The sequence below is a fragment of the Sphingomonas sp. Leaf10 genome (assembly GCF_001421245.1).
GTDB lineage: Bacteria > Pseudomonadota > Alphaproteobacteria > Sphingomonadales > Sphingomonadaceae > Sphingomonas.
Genome location: NZ_LMKE01000002.1, coordinates 211574 through 234008, shown reverse-complemented (window position 1 = coordinate 234008; position 22435 = coordinate 211574). Strand labels below are relative to the sequence as shown.

15 protein-coding genes, 1 tRNA gene and 1 pseudogene are annotated in these 22435 nt (G+C 66.0%); 5 read left to right on the top strand and 12 right to left on the bottom strand.

All coding sequences use genetic code 11. The features are described from left to right. Positions 1–203 precede the first annotated feature (203 nt). The 4 genes and pseudogenes from ASE59_RS05790 to ASE59_RS05775 form a co-directional block, all read right to left on the bottom strand. A pseudogene (locus ASE59_RS05790) lies at positions 204–1250 on the bottom strand (family 43 glycosylhydrolase); the annotation flags it as partial. Between the two features lie 14 nt (positions 1251–1264). Beyond that, positions 1265–2269, bottom strand: coding sequence for an arabinan endo-1,5-alpha-L-arabinosidase (locus tag ASE59_RS05785; protein WP_200913162.1), 1005 nt, complete (start codon positions 2267–2269; stop codon positions 1265–1267). A gap of 1 nt (position 2270) precedes the next feature. Beyond that, positions 2271–3353 carry an arabinan endo-1,5-alpha-L-arabinosidase gene (locus ASE59_RS05780; RefSeq protein ID WP_056453478.1) on the bottom strand — a complete coding sequence of 361 codons (1083 nt, stop codon included), beginning with the start codon at positions 3351–3353 and terminating at the stop codon, positions 2271–2273. A gap of 47 nt (positions 3354–3400) precedes the next feature. Continuing rightward, positions 3401–6253, bottom strand: coding sequence for a TonB-dependent receptor (locus ASE59_RS05775; RefSeq protein WP_056453475.1), 2853 nt, complete (start codon positions 6251–6253; stop codon positions 3401–3403). A 340-nt stretch (positions 6254–6593) separates the two neighbouring features. Between ASE59_RS05775 and ASE59_RS05770 the strand changes: the two genes are divergently transcribed. From ASE59_RS05770 to ASE59_RS05760, 3 genes are all read left to right on the top strand, one after another. Beyond that, positions 6594–8990 carry a glycoside hydrolase family 127 protein gene (locus ASE59_RS05770; RefSeq protein WP_162235270.1) on the top strand — a complete coding sequence of 799 codons (2397 nt, stop codon included), beginning with the start codon at positions 6594–6596 and terminating at the stop codon, positions 8988–8990. A gap of 126 nt (positions 8991–9116) precedes the next feature. After that, positions 9117–10823 (top strand): Hsp70 family protein, encoded by a 1707-nt coding sequence (locus ASE59_RS05765; protein ID WP_056453473.1) that lies wholly within the window; start codon positions 9117–9119, stop codon positions 10821–10823. Between the two features lie 86 nt (positions 10824–10909). Continuing rightward, entirely contained in the window at positions 10910–12211 is a 1302-nt protein-coding gene (locus ASE59_RS05760) for a hypothetical protein (protein WP_156359889.1), read from the top strand. A gap of 28 nt (positions 12212–12239) precedes the next feature. Here the strand turns inward: ASE59_RS05760 and ASE59_RS05755 are convergent. The 5 genes from ASE59_RS05755 to ASE59_RS05735 all read right to left on the bottom strand — a co-directional run bounded on the left by ASE59_RS05755 (position 12240) and on the right by ASE59_RS05735 (position 16836). Continuing rightward, positions 12240–12326, bottom strand: a tRNA-Leu gene (locus ASE59_RS05755). Between the two features lie 85 nt (positions 12327–12411). Next, on the bottom strand, positions 12412–13416 hold the full coding sequence (gene holA / locus ASE59_RS05750) for a DNA polymerase III subunit delta (protein WP_056453468.1): 1005 nt from the start codon (positions 13414–13416) through the stop codon (positions 12412–12414). Continuing rightward, the gene (gene lptE / locus ASE59_RS05745; protein ID WP_056453465.1) at positions 13413–13898 is read right to left on the bottom strand and encodes an LPS assembly lipoprotein LptE; all 486 of its coding nucleotides are present in this window, start codon (positions 13896–13898) and stop codon (positions 13413–13415) included. Before lptE ends, holA begins: the two co-directional genes overlap by 4 nt. Then, a complete protein-coding gene (gene leuS, locus ASE59_RS05740; protein WP_056453463.1) occupies positions 13895–16390 on the bottom strand; it encodes a leucine--tRNA ligase in 2496 nt (831 codons plus the stop codon). The genes lptE and leuS overlap by 4 nt, the downstream gene beginning before the upstream one ends. Before the next feature lie 11 nt (positions 16391–16401). Beyond that, a complete protein-coding gene (locus ASE59_RS05735) occupies positions 16402–16836 on the bottom strand; it encodes a DUF3576 domain-containing protein (RefSeq protein WP_056453460.1) in 435 nt (144 codons plus the stop codon). A gap of 299 nt (positions 16837–17135) precedes the next feature. Here ASE59_RS05735 and ASE59_RS05730 point away from each other — a divergent pair, with 299 nt between their 5' ends. Both ASE59_RS05730 and ASE59_RS05725 read left to right on the top strand, forming a co-directional pair. Further along, a complete protein-coding gene (locus ASE59_RS05730; protein WP_235515654.1) occupies positions 17136–17819 on the top strand; it encodes a hypothetical protein in 684 nt (227 codons plus the stop codon). 422 nt (positions 17820–18241) lie between these two features. Further along, positions 18242–19351 carry an ABC transporter ATP-binding protein gene (locus ASE59_RS05725; protein WP_056453457.1) on the top strand — a complete coding sequence of 370 codons (1110 nt, stop codon included), beginning with the start codon at positions 18242–18244 and terminating at the stop codon, positions 19349–19351. Here ASE59_RS05725 and ASE59_RS05720 read toward each other — a convergent pair. Genes ASE59_RS05720 through ASE59_RS05710 form a run of 3 tightly spaced genes read right to left on the bottom strand, consistent with a single transcriptional unit; the run spans position 19312 to position 22381 of the window. Continuing rightward, positions 19312–20163, bottom strand: a complete 852-nt coding sequence (locus ASE59_RS05720) for a carbohydrate ABC transporter permease (RefSeq protein WP_056453451.1) — start codon at positions 20161–20163, stop codon at positions 19312–19314. The genes ASE59_RS05725 and ASE59_RS05720 overlap by 40 nt on opposite strands. Continuing rightward, complete coding sequence (locus ASE59_RS05715) at positions 20154–21035, bottom strand: carbohydrate ABC transporter permease (protein ID WP_056453448.1); 882 nt, start codon at positions 21033–21035, stop codon at positions 20154–20156. The genes ASE59_RS05720 and ASE59_RS05715 overlap by 10 nt, the downstream gene beginning before the upstream one ends. Continuing rightward, the gene (locus tag ASE59_RS05710; protein ID WP_056453445.1) at positions 21032–22381 is read right to left on the bottom strand and encodes an extracellular solute-binding protein; all 1350 of its coding nucleotides are present in this window, start codon (positions 22379–22381) and stop codon (positions 21032–21034) included. The genes ASE59_RS05715 and ASE59_RS05710 overlap by 4 nt, the downstream gene beginning before the upstream one ends. Positions 22382–22435: the final 54 nt, after the last annotated feature.

The following is a 22435-nucleotide window of genomic DNA, read 5'->3' as shown; positions in this document are numbered from 1 at the left end:
TAGGGGGGTATGGGATACCAGATAGTTAACGCCCGGAAGAGCAAGTCAAAAAAGGCCGCAAAGTTGCGGTAGATAGAATAAGGGCGCGAAACCATGTCACCCATCGCCCAGCTACCGTTTCCGGCAGCCGGTCGATGACATGGTTGCGCGCCCGACGTTACTGCGGACCGATGCCGCGATCGCTTACGCCGCGATCAGATTCGCAGCGGTCCGTTCGCGGCGGGCGGTTGGAACTGCGGTACGCCATCGGCATCGTAGCGGACAGGCTGCACGCGGGTGTGGCGATTGGGATCGAACAGCGGATCGCCGGTGATCTTTTCATAATCACGCGCGTGGAAGACCAGCATGTCGCGACCGCGTTCATCGACCGTGAAGCTGTTATGGCCGGGGCCAAAGATCTTGCGAGCGGGATCGGTCTTCATCACCGGCTGCGGCGATTTGGTCCATGCCGCCGGGTCCATGATATCGGCATCGTCGCGCGCGGTCAGCATGCCCAGGCAATAGCGCGCATCGGTGGCGCTCGCCGAATAGGTCATGAACAGCCGCCCGTTACGCGCCAGCAGCGCGGGTGCCTCGGCAACCTTGTAGCCGCGAATCTCCCATGGCAGCGTCGGCACGGTCAGCCGCGCGGGCTTGGCCGCCAGCGTCAGCGGCGTGGCGAGCGGGGCGAGGTACAGGTTCGAATTGGTCTCGATCCCCGGTTCGCGCTGCGCCCATGCCAGATAGCGGGTGCCGCGGTGCACGAAGCTGGTCGAATCGAGGTTGAAGCTGTCCCAAGGCGTTTCGAGCTGCCCGAGCACCGACCAATTGCCGGTCATCGGATCGGGACCGTCGCACACCACCGCGTAGGTGCGGATGCGGAACACGTCCTCGCCGCCGCCGCTGGGACCGGCGGCGAAATACATGATCCACTTGCCGTCGATCTGGTGCAGTTCAGGCGCCCACAGGAAACCGGAGCGCGGCCCCGACGCCTCATGCCGCCACAGCACCTTCTCCTGCGCGTTCGTCAGGCCGCCGATCGTCTTCGACCGGCGCAGCACCAGCCGGTCATATTCGGGCACCGACCCGGTCAGGTAATACCAGCCGTCGGTATGGCGAAACACCTGCGCATCGGCGCGGTTCTTGACCAGCGGGTTGACGATGCCGGTCGCGGCCCCGCGACGTCGCTGCGCCCAGGCGGGCACTGTGCTGGCGGCACCGGCGGCGGCGACCCCGCCCAAAAACAGGCGGCGGGACAGGGCTTCGGTCATCGGCATTCTCTCCTTCACTGTGCGGTCGGCCAGCCATCGCCCCATGTCAGGGTCGCGACACGCAAGGTCGGCGCACCGGCATTTTCCTTGTCGTACGCATGATAGACGATGCGGTCGATGCCGTCGTCGCCCCGGTAATGGCCGGCATGGCCGGGACCGCGATACCGGCCCTTCTCCTCCAGATCGGCGCGCAGCAACACTGTGCCGCCGCCGGCCAGCATCGAACTGCCATCCTTGCCCAGATAGGGTCCGGTGATCGTCTTCGATCGCCCGATCACGGTATAATAGGTGCTGTTCACGCCCTTGCAGCAATAGTCGTAGCTGGCGATCAGCCAATAATAACCGCCGCGTTCGAAGATATAGGGCGCTTCGATGATCGACGGTGCGCCGGCGGGCACCGGGCGGCTGGCCAGCGGTAACGGCTTCGCCTTGGGGTTCAGCGGCTTGCCGGTCTGCGGGTTCAGCTCGACCAGCTTCAACCCGCTCCAGAAGCTGCCGAACGACAGCCAGTGGCGACCGGACCTGTCGACGATGAACGCCGGATCGATCGCGTTGTACGCGTCGCTCGGCACCGATCCCAGCACCATGCCCTCGTCGCGCCAGCCATAGCCCGGCGCCCGCGGGTCGAGCGTCGCATTGGTGGCGAGGCCGATCGCCGAGCGGTTCGATCCGAAGGTCGAGACCGAGTAATAGAGGCGATAGCGGCCGTTCACGAACGAGATGTCGGGCGCCCACAAATTGCGCGCGCCGGGAATCGCCTGCACCGCCCAGTCGGGCAGTTTGGCGAGGGGCGGCGTGCCCGCCCGCCAATGGACCAGATCGTCGGAGGTGCGCTCGGCGATCAGCCCCTGCCCGTCACGACCGATGCCGGTCGAAAAGACGTGCCACGTCGCCCCCTGCCGGATCAGCACCGGATCATGGACGGGGCGGATATCACCCTCCGGAACGGCGGTCTGTGCGACCCCCGCCCCGGCGAGCAACAGTGCGGCAATCGACAGCAGCGGGCGCGCGATCCCCATGTTACTGCGCCACCGGCCAGCCATCGGCATCCCAGGTCAGCCGCTCGATCTGGAGCGTCGGCGCGCCGTTCCGTTCGCGGTCATAGGCGTGATAGACGATGTGGTCGCCGCTCGCCTCCTGCAACACCGCGACATGGCCGCGCCCGACATAACGCGCGTCGGTCCCCTGTCCCGATGCCAGCACCAGCGAACCGCCGCCGTCGAGCATCGATTTGCCGGTCTTGTCGAGATACGGCCCGGTCGGGGTCCGCGACCGGCCGACGACGGTGTTGTAGGTACTGGCCGCGCCCTTGCAGCATTCGTCGAACGACACGAACAGATAATAATAGTCGCCGTGGCGAACGACGAACGGCGCCTCGACCGCACCGGGAAAGGCGCGGGTGGCGAGCGGGTAGATCGTCTGGTCGCTGGCGAGGCGCAGGCCGGTGGCAGGGTCGAGCCGTACCATCTTGATCCCCGTCCAGAAGCTGCCGAACGCCATCCATTCGCGGCCGTCCGCATCGGTGAAGACGGCAGGGTCGATCGCGTTGAAATTGTCGGTCGTGTTCGACTGGATCACCGCGCCCTTGTCGACCCATCCGGTCGCGGGGGTGTTGGCGTTCAGCGCGTTGCTGACGGTCAGGCCGATCGCCGATCGATTGCTGCCGAAGGTCGAGACCGAATAATAGAGGCGATATTCGCCGCCGCGCTTGACGATGTCGGGCGCCCAGATGCCCGACGTGCCGGGCACTGCGGTCGCGGTCCATGCCGGCAGCGCGGTATAGGCGGGGCCGCGCCACGTCCACGCCTTCAGATCGGTCGAGGTGCGTGTCGCCAGCAATCCTTCGCGATCGGTCACCGATCCGGTCGCGAACAGGAAATAGGTGTTGCCGTCCTTGATGATCGCCGGATCATGGACCGGCATCGTATCCCCGCTCAGCGCCAGCACGCCCGATGTCGCGGTCGGGGTGGGTGTGGGGGTTGGCGTCGGGGTCGGTGCGGGGGCGGCGGGTGCCGAGATATTGCCGCTGGCATCGGTGCCCGAAATGCCGTTGCAACCGGCGAGCAGGACGAGGGCGGCGAGCGGAAGCGTGGACCGGATCATGAAAGGTCACTCCGTCAAATTGGGTTGAGTCGGGCGAGCGGTGCGCGTCAGTCGAACGAGTAACGCAGCCCGACCGCGAAGGTCCGCGACAACAGCGTGGTACCGAGGTTGAACTGGTCGGCATTGCCGGCATCCTCGAACCGGTAGTAATTCTGCTGCGTCTGGCTGGTCAGGTTGACCGCATCCAGCGTCAGCCCCAGCCGGTCGGTGACCGCATAGGTCAGCTGGAAATCGAGGCTGCTTTCGGGACGCCGCCACACCCCGATCGGATTGGCGAACAGCCGCGCCTCGTTGCCCGACAGGAACGCTTTGCGCCAGACATAGGACAAGCGCGCACCGAGGCCGCCCTTCTCATAGGCCAGCGTCGCATTGTACGACAGGTCCGACACCCCGAAGAAGGCCGACTGCGTCTCTCCGGTCACATTGCCGGCACTGTCGGTCAGCGGGATGTTCTGGTTCGAGTCAAGCAGCGTCAGGCTGCCCTGGAACCCGAAGCCGTCGAGCAGCGAGGGCAGATAGGTCGGGAAATAGGTCAGCCCCAGTTCGATACCCTTGAGCACGCCGTTGGAGGCGTTTTCGGGGCGGGTAACGGCGAAGACGTTGGTGTTCAGCCCGGTATTGGGGATGGTCAGCACCGATGTCAGCGGCACGACCAGCCCGTCGATCTCGCGCCGGAACAACGTGCCATAGATCGCGCTGCCGCGTTCGAAATACCATTCGGCCGACAGGTCGTAATTCTTGGCGACGGTCGGGCGCAGATTGGGATTTCCCGACGATCCACTGCCGCGCCCGATCTGGGTCAGATCGCCGACCAGATTGGGGTTGGGGTTGAGATCGCCGAACGCCGGACGGCGCAGTGTCTCGCCATAGTTGAAGCGCACGCGGAAATCGTCGGTCAGTTCGTAGCGCAGCGTGGCGCTGGGCAGGAAGCGGGCAGTGCCGTTCGATGCGCGGGTGACGGTGCCGTTATAGCGGTCGGTAAACACGAAATTCGTGTCGACATCGGTGTAGCGAAGCCCGGCCTGGACATGGAACGGCCGCCCGAACAGGTCGAACTGCCCGTCCGCCAGCGCATAGGCGCTCATGGTGATTTCGTTGATGTCGAACACGTCGGTCAGGCGCAGCTGATCCGACAACAGGAAATTGGGCGCGACGCTGCCCTTGTACAGTTGCCGGATCGCGTCGGCATTTTCATAAATATAGGTGCCGTTGGGGACCAGCCACGATGTCGGCACGCTGGCCCGCCCGTCAAAAAAGTCCTTATTGGTCAATTGCAGACCGGGATCGAGTTCCGAAAAGCGCCGCCCCAATACGCCCGCATCCTGTGCCCGTACCGAATCCACCGCGTTGCGATCATCGATGCGGATGCCCGCCTTCACCCGGCGCAGGAAGCCGTCGTCCCACTTGTTCTCACCATCGAGGTGCAGCGTCTTGGCATCACCCTTCGACCGGTTGGCATTGTCGTAGAATTCGCCGACGGTCCATTGGGTCGGATCGACCAGCAAGTCGTTGTTATCGAAGTTATAGGCGGGAATGCCGTTCCGAGTGTTGAAATCGACGTCGATCCGCCGCGCGACGCGATTGAGTCGCATCGCGAGGAATTGCGTGTCGAACCGGCTGTTCTGGTACGACAGATCGGCGGTGATCCGGCCGGTCTCGCCCACCTTCCAATCGGCGTTGAAGGCATAGACGAAGCTGTCGGTCTTCGACCGGGTGTAGTCGCCGCTGTTGAAGCCGAACACGTCGCCGACCGAACGCGCCTTGATGATGTTGGTGTCCGGATACAGTTCGATGGTCGAGGCGGGATTGGCGCCGAGCGACCCCCACCAGTCGACGAAGCTGAAGAACAGGCTGTTCTGCGTCGTTGCGCGGAACTGGTTCCAGAAGAATTCGGCGGTGTAGGTCGAACTGCTGTTCGGCGACCATTGCACAGCGGCGTTCACCGCCGGGCGATCGCGCGTGCCGGCCACATCGGGGCTGAACACCGCGTCGCGCGACAAATAATAGGGCACCTGCCGCCCGCCGAGCAGGAAGGTCGAGCCAGCCGCCGTCGGCAGGCCGCGTTCGGTGCCGGGTTGCCATGCGCCCGTTTCGGGGAAGACGCGTTGCAGCGGCGTGAAGCCCGGCGGCGGATTTTCGGTGACGAACGGCACCATCGCACCGGCGGTCACGCTCATGTCGCGATATTTGGTGCGGGCATAGCTGCCGCTGACCAGCACGCCGATATCGCCGATACCGGTTTCCCAGCGATTGCTGATCAGCCCCGACAAATTCGGGTTAAAGCTGTCGGCCTGTTCGTTGTAGATGCCGCGCGCGACGCCCGACAGCGCGAAGCCGTTGAAGTCGAACGGGCGCCGCGTGAACACGTCGATCTGCCCGGCGATGCCGGTTTCGATCTGATCGGCGGCGCGCGTCTTGTACACGTCGATCCGCTTGACAAGATTTGCGGGAATGTCCGCCAGTGCGAACGCCTGCCCCGATGCCGTAAAGATGTTGCGGCCGTTCATCGTCGTCAGCGCATCGGGCAGGCCGCGGATCGAGATCGCCGCCGCTTCGCCACCGGCACGGTTCGTCACCTGAATCCCGCTGACACGCTGCAACGCTTCGATGGCGTTATTGTCGGGCAGTTTGCCGACATCCTCGGCGACGATCGAGTCGACGACCTGCGTCGCGTTGCGCTTTACGTTCAGCGCACCGAGGATCGATGCCCGCACGCCGGTGACGACGATCTCGTCGCCTTCATTGATCGCGGCATCGCGCGAAACGGTACCGTCACCAGCCTGTTCCGGGCCATCGGCGGGCACACCGGCCGTCGCGCTGGCCTCCTGCGCATGGGCAGGCATACCAAGGAACAAAGCGATTGCGGATGCCGACGCCAGCATCCCGGCCCTGACGACCATGAGACTCTCCCCGATCCAGCCCTTGATTGGGCCGGTCTATACTCGGACAATTATCGTCAAGCCCGCGGAAAGCAATGGGGGCCTTGCGAAAAATACCCTCGCTGTTGCAATTCGGTCGCAGCGACAATTGCCCAGCTTGTCCACAAGATCGCTCCTGATTTCCGTCGAATTTCATATAGCAGCATTCGGCGGATTGCTGGCCCGTATCGATGTTCGATCAGCTGCGATGATAGCGATACCATTGGCAGGATTACGCCGTTGCCGGTTGACGCTTGTCGAAAAGTCAGACAATTTCCGCCGAGCGAAGATAGCGATACCAAACCATCAGTCAGGACCGCCGATGTCGAACCAAGCCACGCCGCCGACCCCGTGCTGCACCGGACCCGATCGGTCGATGGCGGTCAGTCGACGGAGCCTGTTGATCGGTGCCAGCCTGTTGCCGTTCGGCGCATCGGCGCTGGCCGCAACTCCGGCGCTTCGCCGCGTCGAGCCGGTACCCGCCCGATTCGTGACGTTGCAACCGTCACCCTTCGCCGACGCCTTTGCCGCCAATCGCCGTTACCTGCTCGACCTCGACCCCGAACGGTTGCTGCACAATTTCTATAGCTCGGCGGGGCTGGCTGCACCGAAACCGGTCTATGGCGGATGGGAGGCGCAGGGGATTGCCGGCCACAGCCTTGGCCATTGGTTGTCCGCCTGTGCGCTGACCGTCGCCAATACCGGCGATGCGGCAATCGCCGGGCGGCTCGACCATGCGCTCAAGGAAATGGCGCGGATTCAGGCGGCGCATGGCGACGGCTATGTCGGCGGCACCACCGTCGAACGTGACGGGAAAAGCGTCGATGGCAAAACCGTGTTCGAGGAACTGCGCCGCGGCGACATTCGCAGCAACGGGTTCGACCTGAACGGCGGCTGGGTTCCGCTCTATACCTGGCACAAGGTCCATGCCGGTTTGATCGACGCGCATGTCCTGGCCCGCAACCCGCGCGCGATGCCGATCATGCTCGCCATGGCGGGGTATCTGGCCGACGTGCTCGAACCGCTGTCCGACGAACAGATGCAACGCATCCTTGCCGCCGAACATGGCGGGCTGAACGAAAGCTATGCCGACACCTATGCGCTGACTGGCGACGCCCGCTGGCTGCGCATGGCCGAAAAAATCCGGCACAAGGCGGTGCTCGATCCTTTGACCGCCGGACAGGATAAGCTGGCCGGGCTGCACGCCAATACCCAGATTCCGAAGGTCATCGGCCTTGCCCGGCTGCACGAGCTGACCGGCGCACCGGCACATGCGAGCGCCGCGCGTTTCTTCCACCAGCGGGTGACCGGGCATCACAGCTATGTGATCGGCGGCAATTCGGAACGCGAACATTTCGGCCAGCCCGACCAGTTGTCGAAGCGGCTGGGCGAGGCGACGTGCGAGGCGTGCAACAGCTACAATATGCTGAAGCTCACCAGGCACCTCTATGGCTGGCAGCCCGAGGCGCGCTGGTTCGATTATTATGAGCGCGTGCAGATCAACCACATGCTCGCGCATCAGCGGCCGCGCGACGGGCGCTTCGTCTATTTCATGCCGCTGGCGGCGGGGGCGCGGCGGACCTATTCCAGTCCCGAAGACAGTTTCTGGTGCTGTGTCGGGTCGGGCATGGAGAGCCATGCCAAGCACGCCGATTCGATCTGGTGGCAGGATGCAGACACGCTGTACCTGAACCTGTTCGTGCCATCGAAGCTCGACTGGAGCGAGCGCGGGCTGGCGGTCGACCTGGACACGGCAATGCCATTGCAGGGGTCGGCGACGCTGACCGTCCGCCGCGCGCCGCGTAACAATCAGAAGATCGCGATCCGCCTGCCCGGCTGGGCGAAGGACCCGGTGGTGGCGCTGAACGGACAGGTGGTAACGCCGACGCTGCGCAACGGCTATGCGGTGATCGACCGCCGTTGGCGTACGGGCGACAAGGTCGCGCTGACGCTGCCGATGCGCCTCGCGACCGAAGCGACGCCCGACGATCCGACGATCGTCGCCTTCACCTATGGTCCCTTGGTGCTGGCCGCCGATATGGGCAGCGAGGCGAAGCCGTTCGACAGCACGGGGCCGGCACTGGTCAGCGACGGCGCGTTCACCGCCAGCCTGAAACCAGCCGGCGACAACAGCTTCACCGCGACCGGGGCGCTGGGCGAGACGCTGACCTTCCGCCCCTTCTATTCGCAATGGGATCGGCGGACGGCGGTCTATCTGCCGACCTTCACCAGCGACCGTTGGGCGGCGGCGCGCGGTGATTACGTCAAGGCGCAGGCGGAGGCACGCGCGCTCGGCCGGCGTACCGTCGACACGCTGTATATGGGTGAGATGCAGCCCGAGCGCGATCACCGGGTCGAACCGGGCGGCAGCGAGGTCGTCAACTGGGCCGGACGCTCGGCACGGCGGATTCCGCCGGGCAAGACGCTGTCGATGACGCTGGCGCGACGGCCGGGACCGGCGGTGCTGCGATTGCTGATCTGGGGCCGCGACGTCGACCGCGCGGTCGATATCGCACTCGACGGCGCGCCGCTGGCGACCGCGACGCACAAGGGGCCGGCGGAGGACCGGTTCGTCGCACTCGATTATCCAATCCCGTCGGCGGGTGCGCAGGGGCGACCCGACGCAAAGGTCGATCTGACCGCGAAACGGGGCGATGCGGTGATCTACGAAGTGCGGATGCTGATCGCCGAGGATGCCGCGCCGGTGACGTCGGCGTAAGGAACGATCGGTTCGAACGATCGTGACGGGGCAAGGTCGCGGCAGTCGTACCAAGGGAGGACCGCCACCCCGTTGCCTGCCAAAGCCGACACGCTACACCCTGTCCGCGTGGACAGGGGGACAGGCATGATCGTCGGTATCGATCTGGGAACGACCAACAGCGCGTGCGCGATCTGGCAGGGCGATGCGCCGGTGATGGTCCCCAATGCACTGGGCGACTATTTGACGCCATCGGCGGTCAGTATCGGCGACGACGACGCGGTACTGGTCGGACAGGCGGCGCGCGACCGGATGGCGACCCATCCCGACCGTACCGTCACCAGTTTCAAGCGGCGCATCGGCACGCGTGAGACGGTGAAGCTCGCCAAACGCGACTTCGATGCCGAGGCGCTGTCGGCGCTGGTCCTCGCCAGCCTGAAGCGCGATGCCGAGGCGTTCACCGGCGAGCGCGTGACTGAAGCGGTCGTGACCGTCCCCGCCTATTTCAACGATCGGCAACGCAAGGCGACGCGGCGTGCCGGCGAACTCGCCGGGCTGTCGATCCGGCGGCTGATCAACGAACCGACCGCCGCCGCCCTCGCCTTCGGCATCGCCGACCGGGCCGATCACGAACCGTTCCTCGTCTTCGACCTGGGCGGCGGCACGTTCGACGTGTCGATCGTCGAGATGTTCGACGGCGTGATCGAGGTGCGTGCGTCGGCCGGCGACAACCGGCTGGGCGGCGACGATTTCAACGACTGCCTGATCGCGCTGACCCGCGCCATGCTCGACCCGCAGGGGTTGCTGGCGAAGCTGCCGCCCGACCGTGCGGCGGCGTTGCTGGCGCAGGCGGCCGAACGCTGTCGCCGGACGCTCAGCGAACAGGACAGCGCCGATTTCAACGTCACCATCGGCGATACGGCGCTGAGCGTCCCGGTCACCGCCGCCGCGTTCGAGGAAGCGGCGGCGGGGCTGATTCAACGTATTCGCGAGCCGGTGCTGCGCTCGCTGCGTGACAGCAACATCGCCGCATCCACCCTGTCCGAAGTCGTACTGGTCGGCGGGGCGACGCGGATGCCGATCGTGCGCCGCGCCGTCACGCGCATGTTCGGGCGGTTTCCGGCGACCACCGTCCATCCCGACCATGCGGTGGCGATGGGCGCGGCGGTGCAGGCCGGGTTGCTGGCACGAGATGCCGGGCTGGACGAAATCCGGCTGACCGATGTCTGCCCGTTCACGCTGGGCGTCGATACCAGCGAACCCGACGGGCGCGGCGGGTTCCGCACCGGGCTGTTCTCGCCGATCATCGAACGCAATTCGGCGGTGCCGATCAGCCGCGTCTCCACCTTCTCCACCCTGTCCAACCAGCAGAGCAAGGTGCAGTTCGGCGTCTATCAGGGTGAGGCGCGCGACGTATCGGGCAACGTGAAGCTGGGCGAGATCACCGTGCCCGTCCCCCCGCGCCGCGCGGGCGAGGTTACGGTCGAATGCCGGTTCAGCTACGACACGTCGGGGTTGCTCGAAATCGATGTCAGCGTGCCGGAGACCGGCATGACCCGCAATCTGGTGATCGTCGACGACGAAGACGCGCCCGACCCCACCGAACTGGCGAAGCGCCGTGCCGCGCTGGCTGCGCTCAAGGTCCATCCGCGCGACGATGCGGTCAACGCGGCGATGCTGGCGCGGGCGCGGCGGGCCTATGAATCCTTCCTCGGCGATACCCGCGCCGCGATCGGCCATATGCTCGGCCAGTTCGAAACCGCGCTGGCGACGCAGGACGACCGGATCATCGCCCAGGCACGCGAGGCGTTCGGCGCGGCGCTCGACCAGATCGAAGGCGAGCGCTTCCTGTGAGGCGCGGCATCTGGGCGACGCTCGACCTCGACCCGACCACCGACCGCAGCGCGATCCGCAAGGCCTATGCCGCGCGGCTGAAGGCGATGGACGTCGACGCCGATCCGGACGGCTTCGCGACGCTGCGGGAGGCACGGGACGCGGCGTTGGCGGGGGTGGAGACTGTGGCGGAGGCAGAACCAGCGTTCGAACCGGCGCCTGCGTCGCCCGAACCGGTAGAAGCGGACCCCGACCCCGAGATTGCCGCCTTTTACGACACGATCGGTGACCATTTCCGGGCGCTCGACGCGTTGCTACTCCCCGGCCACAAAGGGCCGCTGACCCCGATGGAACAGGTTGCTGTCGGGAACCACGGACGCGCATTGTTGGCTGATTCGAGCCTCGAACGGGTGGACTTCGCCGACGGGGCCGAACGCTGGTTTGCCGAAATATTGGCGGCGAGTATTCCGCGATCTGACCCGCTGCTCGAAACGGCAGCGGCGGCATTCGGCTGGATCGAGCGCCGCAACGATTACACCTTGTCTGCTGAGGCACTGGCCATCGTCGAGCGTATCGGCGCCAAGCGGTTCGCCAGGATGCTCGACGATCCGAAACATCGCCTGCACCATGCATGGTTGGAACTGCACCGCCGCGATGGCCAGCCCGAGTTGTTCTGGAACCCGAAAGGGCCGCGCAGGGAAGTCCTCTCGCTGATTCGCAGCCGTTTCCCCATGCTGGAATCGTCGCTCCAGCCCCGGCGGGTGGCGGATGCCGACGATCCCAGTTCGAGGGCCATTGGCATACCGGTGTGGGTGATCCTGCTCGCGCTCGTCACTGGCCTGCGGATCTTCTTCTCGGGAACCGACGACCGACAGCCTCCGCCCCCGCCTCCCCTCCACGTACCCGGTCCCGCCGCCGAGGCGCCGACCACCGCGCCGACGCCGGATGTGGTCGTGCGCTCGGATATCGATCGCTATGTCAGTGGCCTGACCCATGCCCCCGACGTCCTTATCCGCGACATCACCGAATGGGAGTTGATGGTGATGCGATACTACGCACCCTTCGATCCGGCACAGTGCGTCGATTCCGGCGTGTTTCGCCACGATCCGAAATTGTCGATGATCTGGGACCAGAAGCGACGCGAGCTTGTCGGACGACTGATCTCCTCCGCACAGGACGAAAGCTTACGGCCACCGTCGTCCCGTTTCGTGATCCGCGGTGAGATGGTCGCTGCCGTACGGCAAAGTTCGGGAATGAACCGCGCTGATTTCAACCGATCCTTCGATAAGGAGGCACCCATCGTCGATCAGTGCAAGGTGATGATAGCCCTCCGCGAGACTGCACTCGCGCGGCCGAAACAAGGCAACAAGCTGCTTCGGCAACTGCAACTATCGATGTTCGGGGAGTAACTCTGCCCCCGGCATTGCCGGGGGAGAATGGTGCGGTCGAGAAGACTCGAACTTCCACGGCCTTTCGGCCACAACGACCTCAACGTTGCGCGTCTACCAGTTCCGCCACGACCGCACGTGAACACCTTGGGGCTGGCCCCTTGGCTGGCAGGAGCGTGCCCCTAGCAGCGCGTTTGCGGTCGTGCAAACGCTTTTATCGATTATTTGCCGCGGGCCGCCGCGCGGGCGATGGCGATGGCTTCGGCGGCGGTCATCACCTCGCCCAGACCGCTGCCCGACAATGCCGCCCGCTCGGCATCGCGGACCCGTTCGAGCGCGCGGGCAAGCCGGGTTGCGTCCCAGCGGCGCAGCGCGGTCGCAATCGCCGCCTGTTCCTTGAAGAACACGCGATGACGCTCCATCACCCGGTCGACGCTCTCGCCATCGTCGATATCGGCGCGCATTTCGGCCAGCGACAGCAGCCGCCGGGCGACCGCGCGCAGCACGGGGATCGCGCCGCCGGGCATTTCGGGCAAGGCAGCCGCCGCCGCATCGCCAGCGATCATCGCGCTGACGATCCCGCCCAGTTCGGCATCGGCGATCGACGCGCCGATCGCATCGAACGCATCCCCATCGGCATCGCGCGGCCGGTCGGGCGCGGCGTCGAGATACAGCGCCAGCTTCTCGATCTCGCTGGTCAGCACCGCGCGGTCGCCCGCCGTCACCGCCGCCAGCCGGTCGGGCACGTCGCCCAGAAGCCGCAAGCCCTGCTCGCGCGCCATGGCCACCGCCAGCTTCGCCGCCTGTGCCGCGTCGGGCACGTAGCAGGCGACGGCTACGGCGTTGAGCGACGCGGTGACCAGCTTCACCAGCTTCGACGTGCCCTTGACCGTGGGTGCAATCGCGGCGACCGGATTGCCGGCGCGTTCAGCAGCGAGCAACAGCGTCACCGCCTCGACCGATTCCTCGCCCATGGCGGTCACGCGGATGCAGCGGGCATCGCCGAACAGCGACATCGACGCGGCTTCGTCAGCCAGCACCCCCGGCCGGCCCTTGAGCGTCGCACCGTCCAAGTCGACGCGCTCGGCTCCCTCGCCCACCCCCTTTGCCAGCCGCGCGGCCAGCGCCATCGCGCCCGCCGTATCAGGGCCGTGGAAGAGATAGAGGCGGATATCCGGGCCGGGCCGGTCGAGCTTGGCCGCGACCTGCTCGGGCCGGAGCTTCACGATCCCGACTTGGGAAGGGTAATTGCGATCCGGGTGACGATCTGGTCGGCGACGATCAGCGACAGCCGTTCGAGCGCGGTACGCTCGGCAGCGATGGTCGCATATTCGGAGCGGACCACGTCGATGCCCGCGTCCGATCCGGCGGTCGCGTCGAGCGTCACCGCGCCGTTGGCGAGATCGATCAACTGATAGCGCGCGCGCAGCGTCCGCCGCTCCCGCGTGATCGAATCGTCACGGCGCACGCCCAGACCGGTAATGTCGTCGTCGAGCTTGATTTCCAGCCGGTAGCGCGCCGGCCCTTCCGCCCGCAGCCGATCACGCAGCGCGTTGGCGACCAGCCAGCCATTCTGCCCGGCGATCGGCGCGACCTCGACCCCGGCCAGCGTCTGGCGCACCACGCCGCCCTCACCGCCGGCATAGAGCGGACGCAGGCCGCACCCGCCCAGCAACAGCGCGGCGCCAAGGACGGCGGCGCGGATCATGCGACGATGTTCACGAGGCGGTCGGGCACGACGATGACCTTGCGCGGCGCCTTGCCCTCCAGCGCGCGGACGATCTTCTCGCTCGCCAGTGCCGCCGCTTCGGCGTCCTCCTTGGAGATCCCCTTGGGCAGGACGATCGTATCGCGCAGCTTGCCGTTGACCTGCACCGCGATCGTCGCTTCGGCATCGACCAGCATTGCCGGATCGACTACCGGCCATGGTGCATCGGCGATCAGACCGCTGCGCCCCAGCTGCGACCACGCCTCCTCGGCAAGATGCGGAATCATCGGGCTGACCAGCAGCAGCAGCGCGTCCATGTCGGCGTCCGACATGCCTTTGGCCTTCTCCGCCTCGCCCAGCAGCGTGTAGAGCTTGGCCACCGCCTTGTTGAACTGTAGCGCGGTGATGTCGTCGGCGACGCCGGCGATGGTGCGATGGACGGCGCGGGTCAGGCTTTCCGGGCTGGTGCCGCCCGCTACATGCGCCGCTACCAGCTTCCACACCCGCTTGACGAAGCGTTCGGCGCCTTCGATGCCGGCTTCGCTCCATGGCAGGTCGCGCTCGGGCGGGCTGTCGGACAGCATGAACCAGCGCGCAGCATCGGCACCGTAGCGATCGAGAATCGGTTCGGGATCGACCGTATTCTTCTTCGACTTCGACATCTTTTCGATGCGGCCGACGGTGATCGCGTCACCGGTCGCAGTTTCGATGCCGTCGGTCACTTCGGACGGGGCAAGCCAGCGGCCATCCGCCGACTTGTACGTCTCGTGCGTGACCATGCCTTGCGTGAAGAGGCCCGCGAACGGCTCCTTCAGGTCGATCAGCCCGACATGGTTGAGCGCCCGCGTCCAGAAGCGCGCATAGAGCAGGTGCAGGATCGCATGTTCGACCCCGCCGATATATTGCCCGACCGGCAGCCAGCTTTCGGCGACCGCCCGGTCGAAGGGCTTGTCGTCGGGCTGACTGGCGAAGCGGATGAAATACCATGACGAATCGACGAAGGTGTCGAGCGTGTCGGTCTCGCGCCGCGCCGGTGCGCCGCATGCCGGGCAATCGACATGCTTCCATGTCGGATGGCGGTCGAGCGGATTGCCCGGAATGTCGAACGACACGTCCTCGGGCAGTTTTACCGGCAACTGGTCGGTCGGGACCGGCACCACGCCGCATGCCTCGCAATGCACGATTGGGATCGGTGTGCCCCAATAACGCTGGCGGCTCACCCCCCAGTCACGCAGGCGCCAGACGGTCGTGCCCTTGCCCCAGTCACCCGCCTCGGCCCGTTCGATCACCGCGCGCTTGGCGGCGGCGACGTCCATGTCGTTCAGGAAGTCGGAGTTCACGAGGCGACCCGGACCGGTATAGGCTTCGGCCCCTTCGAATACCGGATCGGTCAGGTCGCCATCGGCAACGACGCGGCGGACCTGCAACCCATATTTCCGCGCGAAATCGAGGTCGCGCTGATCGTGCGCCGGCACGCCCATCACCGCGCCGGTACCGTAGTCCATCAGCACGAAGTTCGCGATATAGACCGGCAGTTCGACCGCCGCGTCGAACGGATGCCGCATCCGATAACCGGTGTCGAAACCCAGCTTCTCGGCAGTCTCCAGTTCGGCGGCGGTGGTCCCGCCCTGCTTGCACAGGTCGATGAATGCCGCCGCGTCGTGGGTCGCGTCCGCCAGCGCCCGCGCGATCGGATGATCGGCGGCGATCGCGACGAAACTCGCGCCGAAGATCGTGTCGGGCCGGGTCGAATAGACCTCGATCGACTGGTCGAACGGGGCGACCGGCGCAAAGGCGAATTGCAGCCCTTCCGACTTGCCGATCCAGTTCTCCTGCATCAACCGGACCTTGTCGGGCCATTGATCGAGGCTGCCCAGCCCGGCGAGCAAATTGTCGGCGAAATCGGTGATCTTCAGGAACCACTGGCTGAGCTTGCGCTTCTCGACCAGCGCGCCCGACCGCCATCCGCGCCCGTCGATCACCTGTTCGTTGGCCAGCACCGTCATGTCGACCGGGTCCCAGTTGACCGCCGATTCCTTGCGATAGACCAGACCGCCCTTCAGCAACTCAAGGAACAGCGCCTGTTCATGGCCATAATATTCGGGATCGCAGGTCGCAAATTCTCGCGACCAGTCGAAGGCGAGGCCGAGGCGCTTCAACTGCGCCTTCATCGCCGCGATATTGGCATAGGTCCACGAACCTGGATGGACCTTCTTTTCCATCGCGGCATTTTCGGCGGGCATGCCGAATGCGTCCCATCCCATCGGGTGGAGCACTTCGTGACCGGTCATCCGCAGGAAGCGGGCGAGCACATCGCCCATCGTATAGTTGCGGACATGGCCCATATGGATGCGCCCCGATGGATAGGGGAACATCTCAAGGACATAGCGCTTGGGCTTGGTCGACGCGTCGTCGGCGACGAAGGTCCGGGCATCGTCCCATGCCGTCTGCCAGCGTGCGTCGGCCTCGGCGGGCGAAAAGCGAGGGGTCATCGGCGCGTCGCTCAGCCCGTCACCGCCCCGCGGCGCAGGTCGCGCGCCCGCGTCAGGATGATATCCTCCAGCTTCTGCACCGTTGCCGCCTCGACCGGGGCCTCGACCCATTGACCGCCGCGATTGATCTGGCGCAGCGCCGCGACGCGCAGCGCATCTGCGCGCAGGTCCTGGTCGAGGATCGTGACCGTCACCTTGGTCCGCTCGGTCGGCGTGGCCGGATTGACGTACCAATCGGTGACGATGACGCCGCCATTCGAATCGGTCTGGGTCAGCGGCATGAACGACAGCGTGTCGAGGCTGGCGCGCCACAGATAGCTGTTGACGCCGATCGTCGTGACCTTCGACGCGGCGAGATCACCGGCGACGCGCCCCTTGCCGCCGCTGCACGCGGCCATCGGCAGGGCAAAAGTTGCCAGCAACGCGATCAGCAGCGGGCGGTTCATTGGCGGTTCCTTGACTACAGGCCATTAAGGCAGTTCGCGCCGCTTCTATAGGAGGTGGCGCGGACGCGGCAAGCGGGTTGGTGATCGGGCGCGGAACCGGACGGACGCGATCGATTGCCGTTCCGATTTGATGCGGATCAGCGTCTGGTCGGACAAATATGTGGGTTCGATGCAACAGGTCGCCGGAAAGCGACCGGAGCCGGTGGTGCCACGCAACCGAATCGTGATAGCGCCATTGGCGGGGAGTGAGGGACATGATGACGGGCAGCAGGATCTGGGCTGGCATAGGATTGGGGGCGATGATCGCCGCCGGTCTCGGTGCGTCCCCTGCACTCTTCGCGCAGGAACAGCGCGCGCCGCGCGTCCTGAAGCGGATCAATCCCGAATCGATGCCGCTGGTCGCCTTCGGTTCGTTCACCCCGGCATCGGCCGACCCGCGGCTTGCCGCCGCGTTGTCGCGCACCGCGCTGAACGCGCCGGGCTTTCAGTTCACGCCGTCCGAAGGCGCGGTGATCGGCAACCGTTCGGTCAAGGTCGCGGTGCGCACCCGTACGCTGCAGCCGAACCGCCTGCCCGATCGCGTCGCCGCGGCGGCGCCGGTGCAGACGCTGAACCCGGTCGCCTATAATCTCGGCATGTCGGTCGGCTGGAAGCGGCTGGCGGTATCGGGCGACGTGACCCGCCTCGACCTTGCCGGACAGCCGGGCAGCCGCGAACAGATGGGCGTCGGCGTCAGCTATTCTGGCCGCAAGTTCACCGGCCGCGTCGGCGCGAGCAGCGACCGTCCGCTCGCCGATCAGCCCGCGCTGATCGCCGATCCGTCGGGCTATTCGCTCGACATGGGCGGGTCGTACAAGCTGACCCGCAACCTTGATGTGACCGCCGGCGTCCGCTACCGCTCGGAGCGCGAACGCATGCTGCGTATCGCTCCCGATCGTCGCGACAGCCAGGCGATCTACGTCGGAACCGCCTTCCGCTTCTAAACCGATCGAGATGCAGACAGAGATGTCCCTCTCCCCCCTGGAAGGGAGGGGTCGGGGGTGGGTAGGCCGGTTGCGGCGCGCTTTCGTTCCCTCGTAGGCCGACCCAGCCCCAGTCCATCCCTGGTCAGGGAGGGGAGCCGAACGGTCACGCCGCCGAATGTCGATCGGCTTCAACGCAATGCAAATCCTCCCCGCTCGCGGGGAGAGGGACCGTTCGCGAAGCGAATGGTGGAGGGGGATCGCCGCAAGCGCACCCGTTCCGTTTGCCGACACCCACCCTCCCCCAGCTTCGCTGGTCCCCCTCCCCGTGCCGGGGAGGATTTCATGCGCTCCATGCCGGGACTACCCCAACCGCCGCTACCGCACCCAAGGTTGCACCGCCCACCGATGCGCGTAAGCCGTTGCGATACATGGGAGAGATCATGGCGGCGGTCGACATTGCAGGACTTGGAAAGCGCTTCGGCGATACGACTGCCCTATCGCCCAGCGATCTGCGGATAGCCGATGGCGAGTTCGTCGTGCTGGTGGGGCCATCGGGCTGCGGCAAATCGACGCTGCTGCGGATGATCGCCGGGCTGGAAACCGCCAGCGAAGGCCGCATCCTGATCGGCGGGCACGACGTCACCAACGTGCCCCCCGCTGAACGCGGCGTGGCGATGGTGTTCCAGTCCTATGCCCTCTACCCCCATCTGACCGTCGCCGGGAACATCGCCTTCCCCCTGAAGGTCGCCGGCCTGCCGAAGCAGGAGATCGCCGAGCGCGTGGCCGAGACGGCGGCGATGCTCGACCTGACCGACCTGCTCGATCGTCGGCCGCGTGCGCTGTCGGGGGGACAGCGGCAGCGCGTATCGATCGCCCGCGCGGTCGTTCGCCGGCCGCAGGTGCTGCTGCTCGACGAACCGCTCTCCAACCTCGACACGTCGTTGCGGGCGCGGATGCGGCATGAATTCGCACGCCTCCATCAACAACTTGCCGCAACGATGATCTATGTCACGCACGACCAGCTGGAGGCGATGACGCTCGCCAACCGCATCGTCGTGATGAGCGCGGGGCGGATCGAACAGGTCGGCGCCCCAATCGACGTCTATCGCCGTCCGGCCAGCATCGCCGTCGCCGCCGCGATCGGATCGCCGGGCATGAACCTGTTGCCGGCGATGCTGGCCGCCCTGACCCCGACCGGCGCGACGCTGCGCCTGACCGACGGCGCGCTGGTCGAGACCGCGGCACGGGCGGGCATCGACGATATCGGCACCGCCGTCACGCTGGGCATACGGCCCGAACATCTGGTCGCCGATGAAGACGGTCCGTTCGCGGGCGCGGTCGAGCTGTTCGAACGGCTGGGGCCGCTGTCGTTCGCGCATCTGGGCGCGCGTGGCGATGCCGACACCATCGTCGCGCAACTGCCCGGCGATCGTTCGGTGACGTTGGGCGAGGTGCTGCACTTCTCGATCGCGCCGCACGACGCGCATGTCTTTGCCGCCGATGGCCGCGCCTATCCCTTGACCCCGCCACCGAGTAGCCCGGTCAGGTAATAACGCTGGAGCAGGAGGAAGATCAGCAGCACCGGCATCGTCGTCACCACCGATGCCGCCATCATCAATTCGCCATCGGCGGCGTGTTCGCGGGCGATCGCCGCGACCGCGACCGGCAGGGTGTAGCGCTGCTGATCGGCGAGGATCACCAGCGGCCACATGAAATCGTTCCAGCTGGCAAGGAAGGTGAACAGCGCCAGCGTCACCACCACCGGGGTCAGCAGCGGCAGGACGATCGTGCGGAAGATGCGCAGCTCACTGGCCCCGTCCATCCGCGCCGCATCGATCAGTTCGTCGGGGATCGCCAATGTCGCCTGTCGCACGAACAGCACGCCGAAAATCCCGGCCAGCCCCGGCAGGATCACCCCGGCATAGCTGTTGACCAGCCCCAGATGGCGGAAGATCAGGAACAGCGGCAGCATGGCGACCTGTCCCGGCACGACCAGCGCCGCGATCAGCAGTTTCAGCAACCGTTCGCGCCCGCGAAAGCGTAATTTGGCAAAGGCATAGCCCGCCGGCACGGTCAGCAGCAGCCCGAACAGCGTCGATAGCATCGCGACGCCGATACTGTTCCTGAGCGCCGGCAGGATGCGATAATCGAACCACGCCCCGTCGATCTGCCGCCGGACCAGCAGTTCGTGATAATTTTCCAGCGACCAGCGCGACGGCCAGAGCGGGATCGGCAGCGTGCCCGATTCCCCGCGCGGCATGAACGACACGATCACCATATAGACGAGCGGCGCGACCGTCAGCGCGACCAGCGCGACGACCGCGGCATTGGCTATGAGCGCGCGCAGTTTCCCTACAGCCATTCGTTCCTCCTGCCGATGCGGGTCTGGACCCAAGTGAGCAGCAGGATCATGACGAACAGGACGAAGGCGACCGCGCTCGCCTGTCCCAGGTTCCACCATTTGAACCCTTCCTCAAACATGAAATACAGCACCGTCGTCGTGCTCTGCGCCGGGCCTCCGAGCGTCATCACATAGGGTTCGGCAAAGATCTGCAGGAACCCGGCGACGCTCATCACCGCCGCCAGCAGCAACGTCGGCCCGATCGCCGGCAGCGTCACATGGCGGAAACGCAGCCAACGCCCCGCCCCGTCGAGCCGTGCCGCCTCCATCAGATCCTGCGGCACCCCCGACAGCGCGGCGGTGAAGACGATCATGTTGTAGCCGAAGATCTTCCACGTCACGAAGATCAGGATCGCGGGGATCGAACTGTCGGGATTGCCCAGCCAGTCGACAGGCGGGATGCCGAACAGCGCCAGCCCCCGATTGAGCAGGCCGAAGCGTTCGTTGAACAGGAACCGCCACACGACGGCGGTCGCGACCACGCTGGTGACATAGGGCGCGAACAGCGCGACGCGCCACAGCGGCTTCCACCGCACTATCGCGTCGTTCAGCAACAGCGCGGCGAACAGCGACGTCCCGATCGCCATCGGCACGCCCAGCACCGCAAAGATCACCGTGTTCTTCAGCGATCGCCAGAACAGCGGTGTCGCCAGCAGTTCGACGAAATTGTCGATGCCGACGAAACGCACATTGGCGGAATCCGCCAGTGCATAGACCGAATAGTCGGTGACCGACAGCGCCAGCGCCGCGATCGTGGGGATTACCAGCACGATCAGGATGATGGTCAGCACCGGCGCGGTGAACAGCCATGCGGCACGCGACTGGCGGGTCATGCGATCCGTCCCGCATCGACCAGCGCGCGCCGCTTCGCCAGTAACTGGTCGACCCGTTCGTCGAGCGCGGTCAGCGCCTGTTCGATCGTCTGAAGCCCACGCACCACCCGTTCGGCGGCAAGCTGGATCTCCCCCTGAATGCGTTCCCATTCGACGACCGGCGGGATCGGTGCCGGCTGGTCCATCTGTTCGCGAAACGCGCGCAGCACCGGCAGCGCCAGTTGCGGCGAATCCCATGCGTCCAGTCGCGCGGGCAAATTGCCGATCATCCGTTGAAACGTCAGTTCGCTGTCGCGCGACGTCATGTGCCGGACCAGCGCCCATGCCTCGGTCGGGCGGTCGGTCGTGGTCGACACGCACAGGCTGGCGCTGTCGCCCGATACCGGTCCCGGCCCGTTCGGTCCGGCCAGCCGCGCCGTCGACCAGCGATCGGGCGGAATGTCGGCGGCGCGGCGGCGCAGGTCGAGCAGCGTCGTCGGCGAACTTGGCCAGATCGCGAAATAGCCTTGCGCGAACGCCGCCAGCGGGTCCTGTACCTCGGTCGATGCCGCGCGCGGGGCGAGGCCCTCGGCGAACAGACTGGCGTAATAGGCAAAGGCTTCGCGCACCGGATCGGACCGGAAATTGCCGCGTGTCGCATGGTCGCGCAGCATCGTCGCCCCCGCCTGCGTCATCATCGTCAGCAGCGCGCCGGGCCAGTTGAGCAGCATCAGGAACACATAGTTGTCGGGTCGACGCCGTTTGATCGCACGCGCCATGGTCAACCACCCGTCCCAGTCGAGCGGCGGCGTCGCATAGCCCGCCTCATGCACGATATCGGTGCGATAATATTGGACCTGCGGCGCGACCGACCACGGTACCGCATAATCGCGCCCGCCGATGCGCAGCGCGTCGCGGATGCCGGGGAACAGCCCGGCGGTCAGCGCCGGCGACGGCACCGGCGCCACCGCGCGGATCATCGCGAATTCGCGGATCCACCCGTTGAACAACATCAGGACGTCGGGAAGCGCTCCGCCGGCATGTGCCGTCAGCAGCTTTTCGTGCGAAGCGGTGGAGGGCAGCGACTGCACCTCGACCGGAATGCCGGTCGCGGCGGTGAAGCCGGGCATCAAATGCGGCGAATAATCGCCCTCATAGCTCATCGCCCAGACGCGCAGCGGCGGGACGCCGGTCGGCCGCGCACAGGCGCCGATCGCCAATCCGGGGAGCATGCCGAGCATCGCCCTGCGGGTCGGCCCGCTTCGTTCGTCCCGGCTTTGCATCGCGCGACGATGCCGGATCGCGGCGGCGCACACCAGCGACCCGGTCAGTAAATACTGGCGGAACCGCCATTTATTACGGTCCAATACGTACGCACCCGAACCCTTTCGGGCGTCGGACCGTTTTGACGTTCGACCGGA

Excerpts from the sequence above, each read along its gene's own strand:
- leuS (WP_056453463.1), bottom strand. The coding sequence starts at position 16,390 with ATGACCCCTCGCTTTTCGCCCGCCGAGGCCGACGCACGCTGGCAGACG.
- ASE59_RS05780 (WP_056453478.1), bottom strand. The coding sequence starts at position 3,353 with ATGATCCGGTCCACGCTTCCGCTCGCCGCCCTCGTCCTGCTCGCCGGT.
- ASE59_RS05730 (WP_235515654.1), top strand. The coding sequence starts at position 17,136 with ATGATCGCCGCCGGTCTCGGTGCGTCCCCTGCACTCTTCGCGCAGGAA.
- ASE59_RS05760 (WP_156359889.1), top strand. The coding sequence starts at position 10,910 with ATGGACGTCGACGCCGATCCGGACGGCTTCGCGACGCTGCGGGAGGCA.
- ASE59_RS05735 (WP_056453460.1), bottom strand. The coding sequence starts at position 16,836 with ATGAACCGCCCGCTGCTGATCGCGTTGCTGGCAACTTTTGCCCTGCCG.
- ASE59_RS05725 (WP_056453457.1), top strand. The coding sequence starts at position 18,242 with ATGGCGGCGGTCGACATTGCAGGACTTGGAAAGCGCTTCGGCGATACG.
- ASE59_RS05715 (WP_056453448.1), bottom strand. The coding sequence starts at position 21,035 with ATGACCCGCCAGTCGCGTGCCGCATGGCTGTTCACCGCGCCGGTGCTG.
- ASE59_RS05775 (WP_056453475.1), bottom strand. The coding sequence starts at position 6,253 with ATGGTCGTCAGGGCCGGGATGCTGGCGTCGGCATCCGCAATCGCTTTG.
- ASE59_RS05720 (WP_056453451.1), bottom strand. The coding sequence starts at position 20,163 with ATGGCTGTAGGGAAACTGCGCGCGCTCATAGCCAATGCCGCGGTCGTC.
- ASE59_RS05785 (WP_200913162.1), bottom strand. The coding sequence starts at position 2,269 with ATGGGGATCGCGCGCCCGCTGCTGTCGATTGCCGCACTGTTGCTCGCC.
- ASE59_RS05770 (WP_162235270.1), top strand. The coding sequence starts at position 6,594 with ATGTCGAACCAAGCCACGCCGCCGACCCCGTGCTGCACCGGACCCGAT.
- lptE (WP_056453465.1), bottom strand. The coding sequence starts at position 13,898 with ATGATCCGCGCCGCCGTCCTTGGCGCCGCGCTGTTGCTGGGCGGGTGC.
- ASE59_RS05765 (WP_056453473.1), top strand. The coding sequence starts at position 9,117 with ATGATCGTCGGTATCGATCTGGGAACGACCAACAGCGCGTGCGCGATC.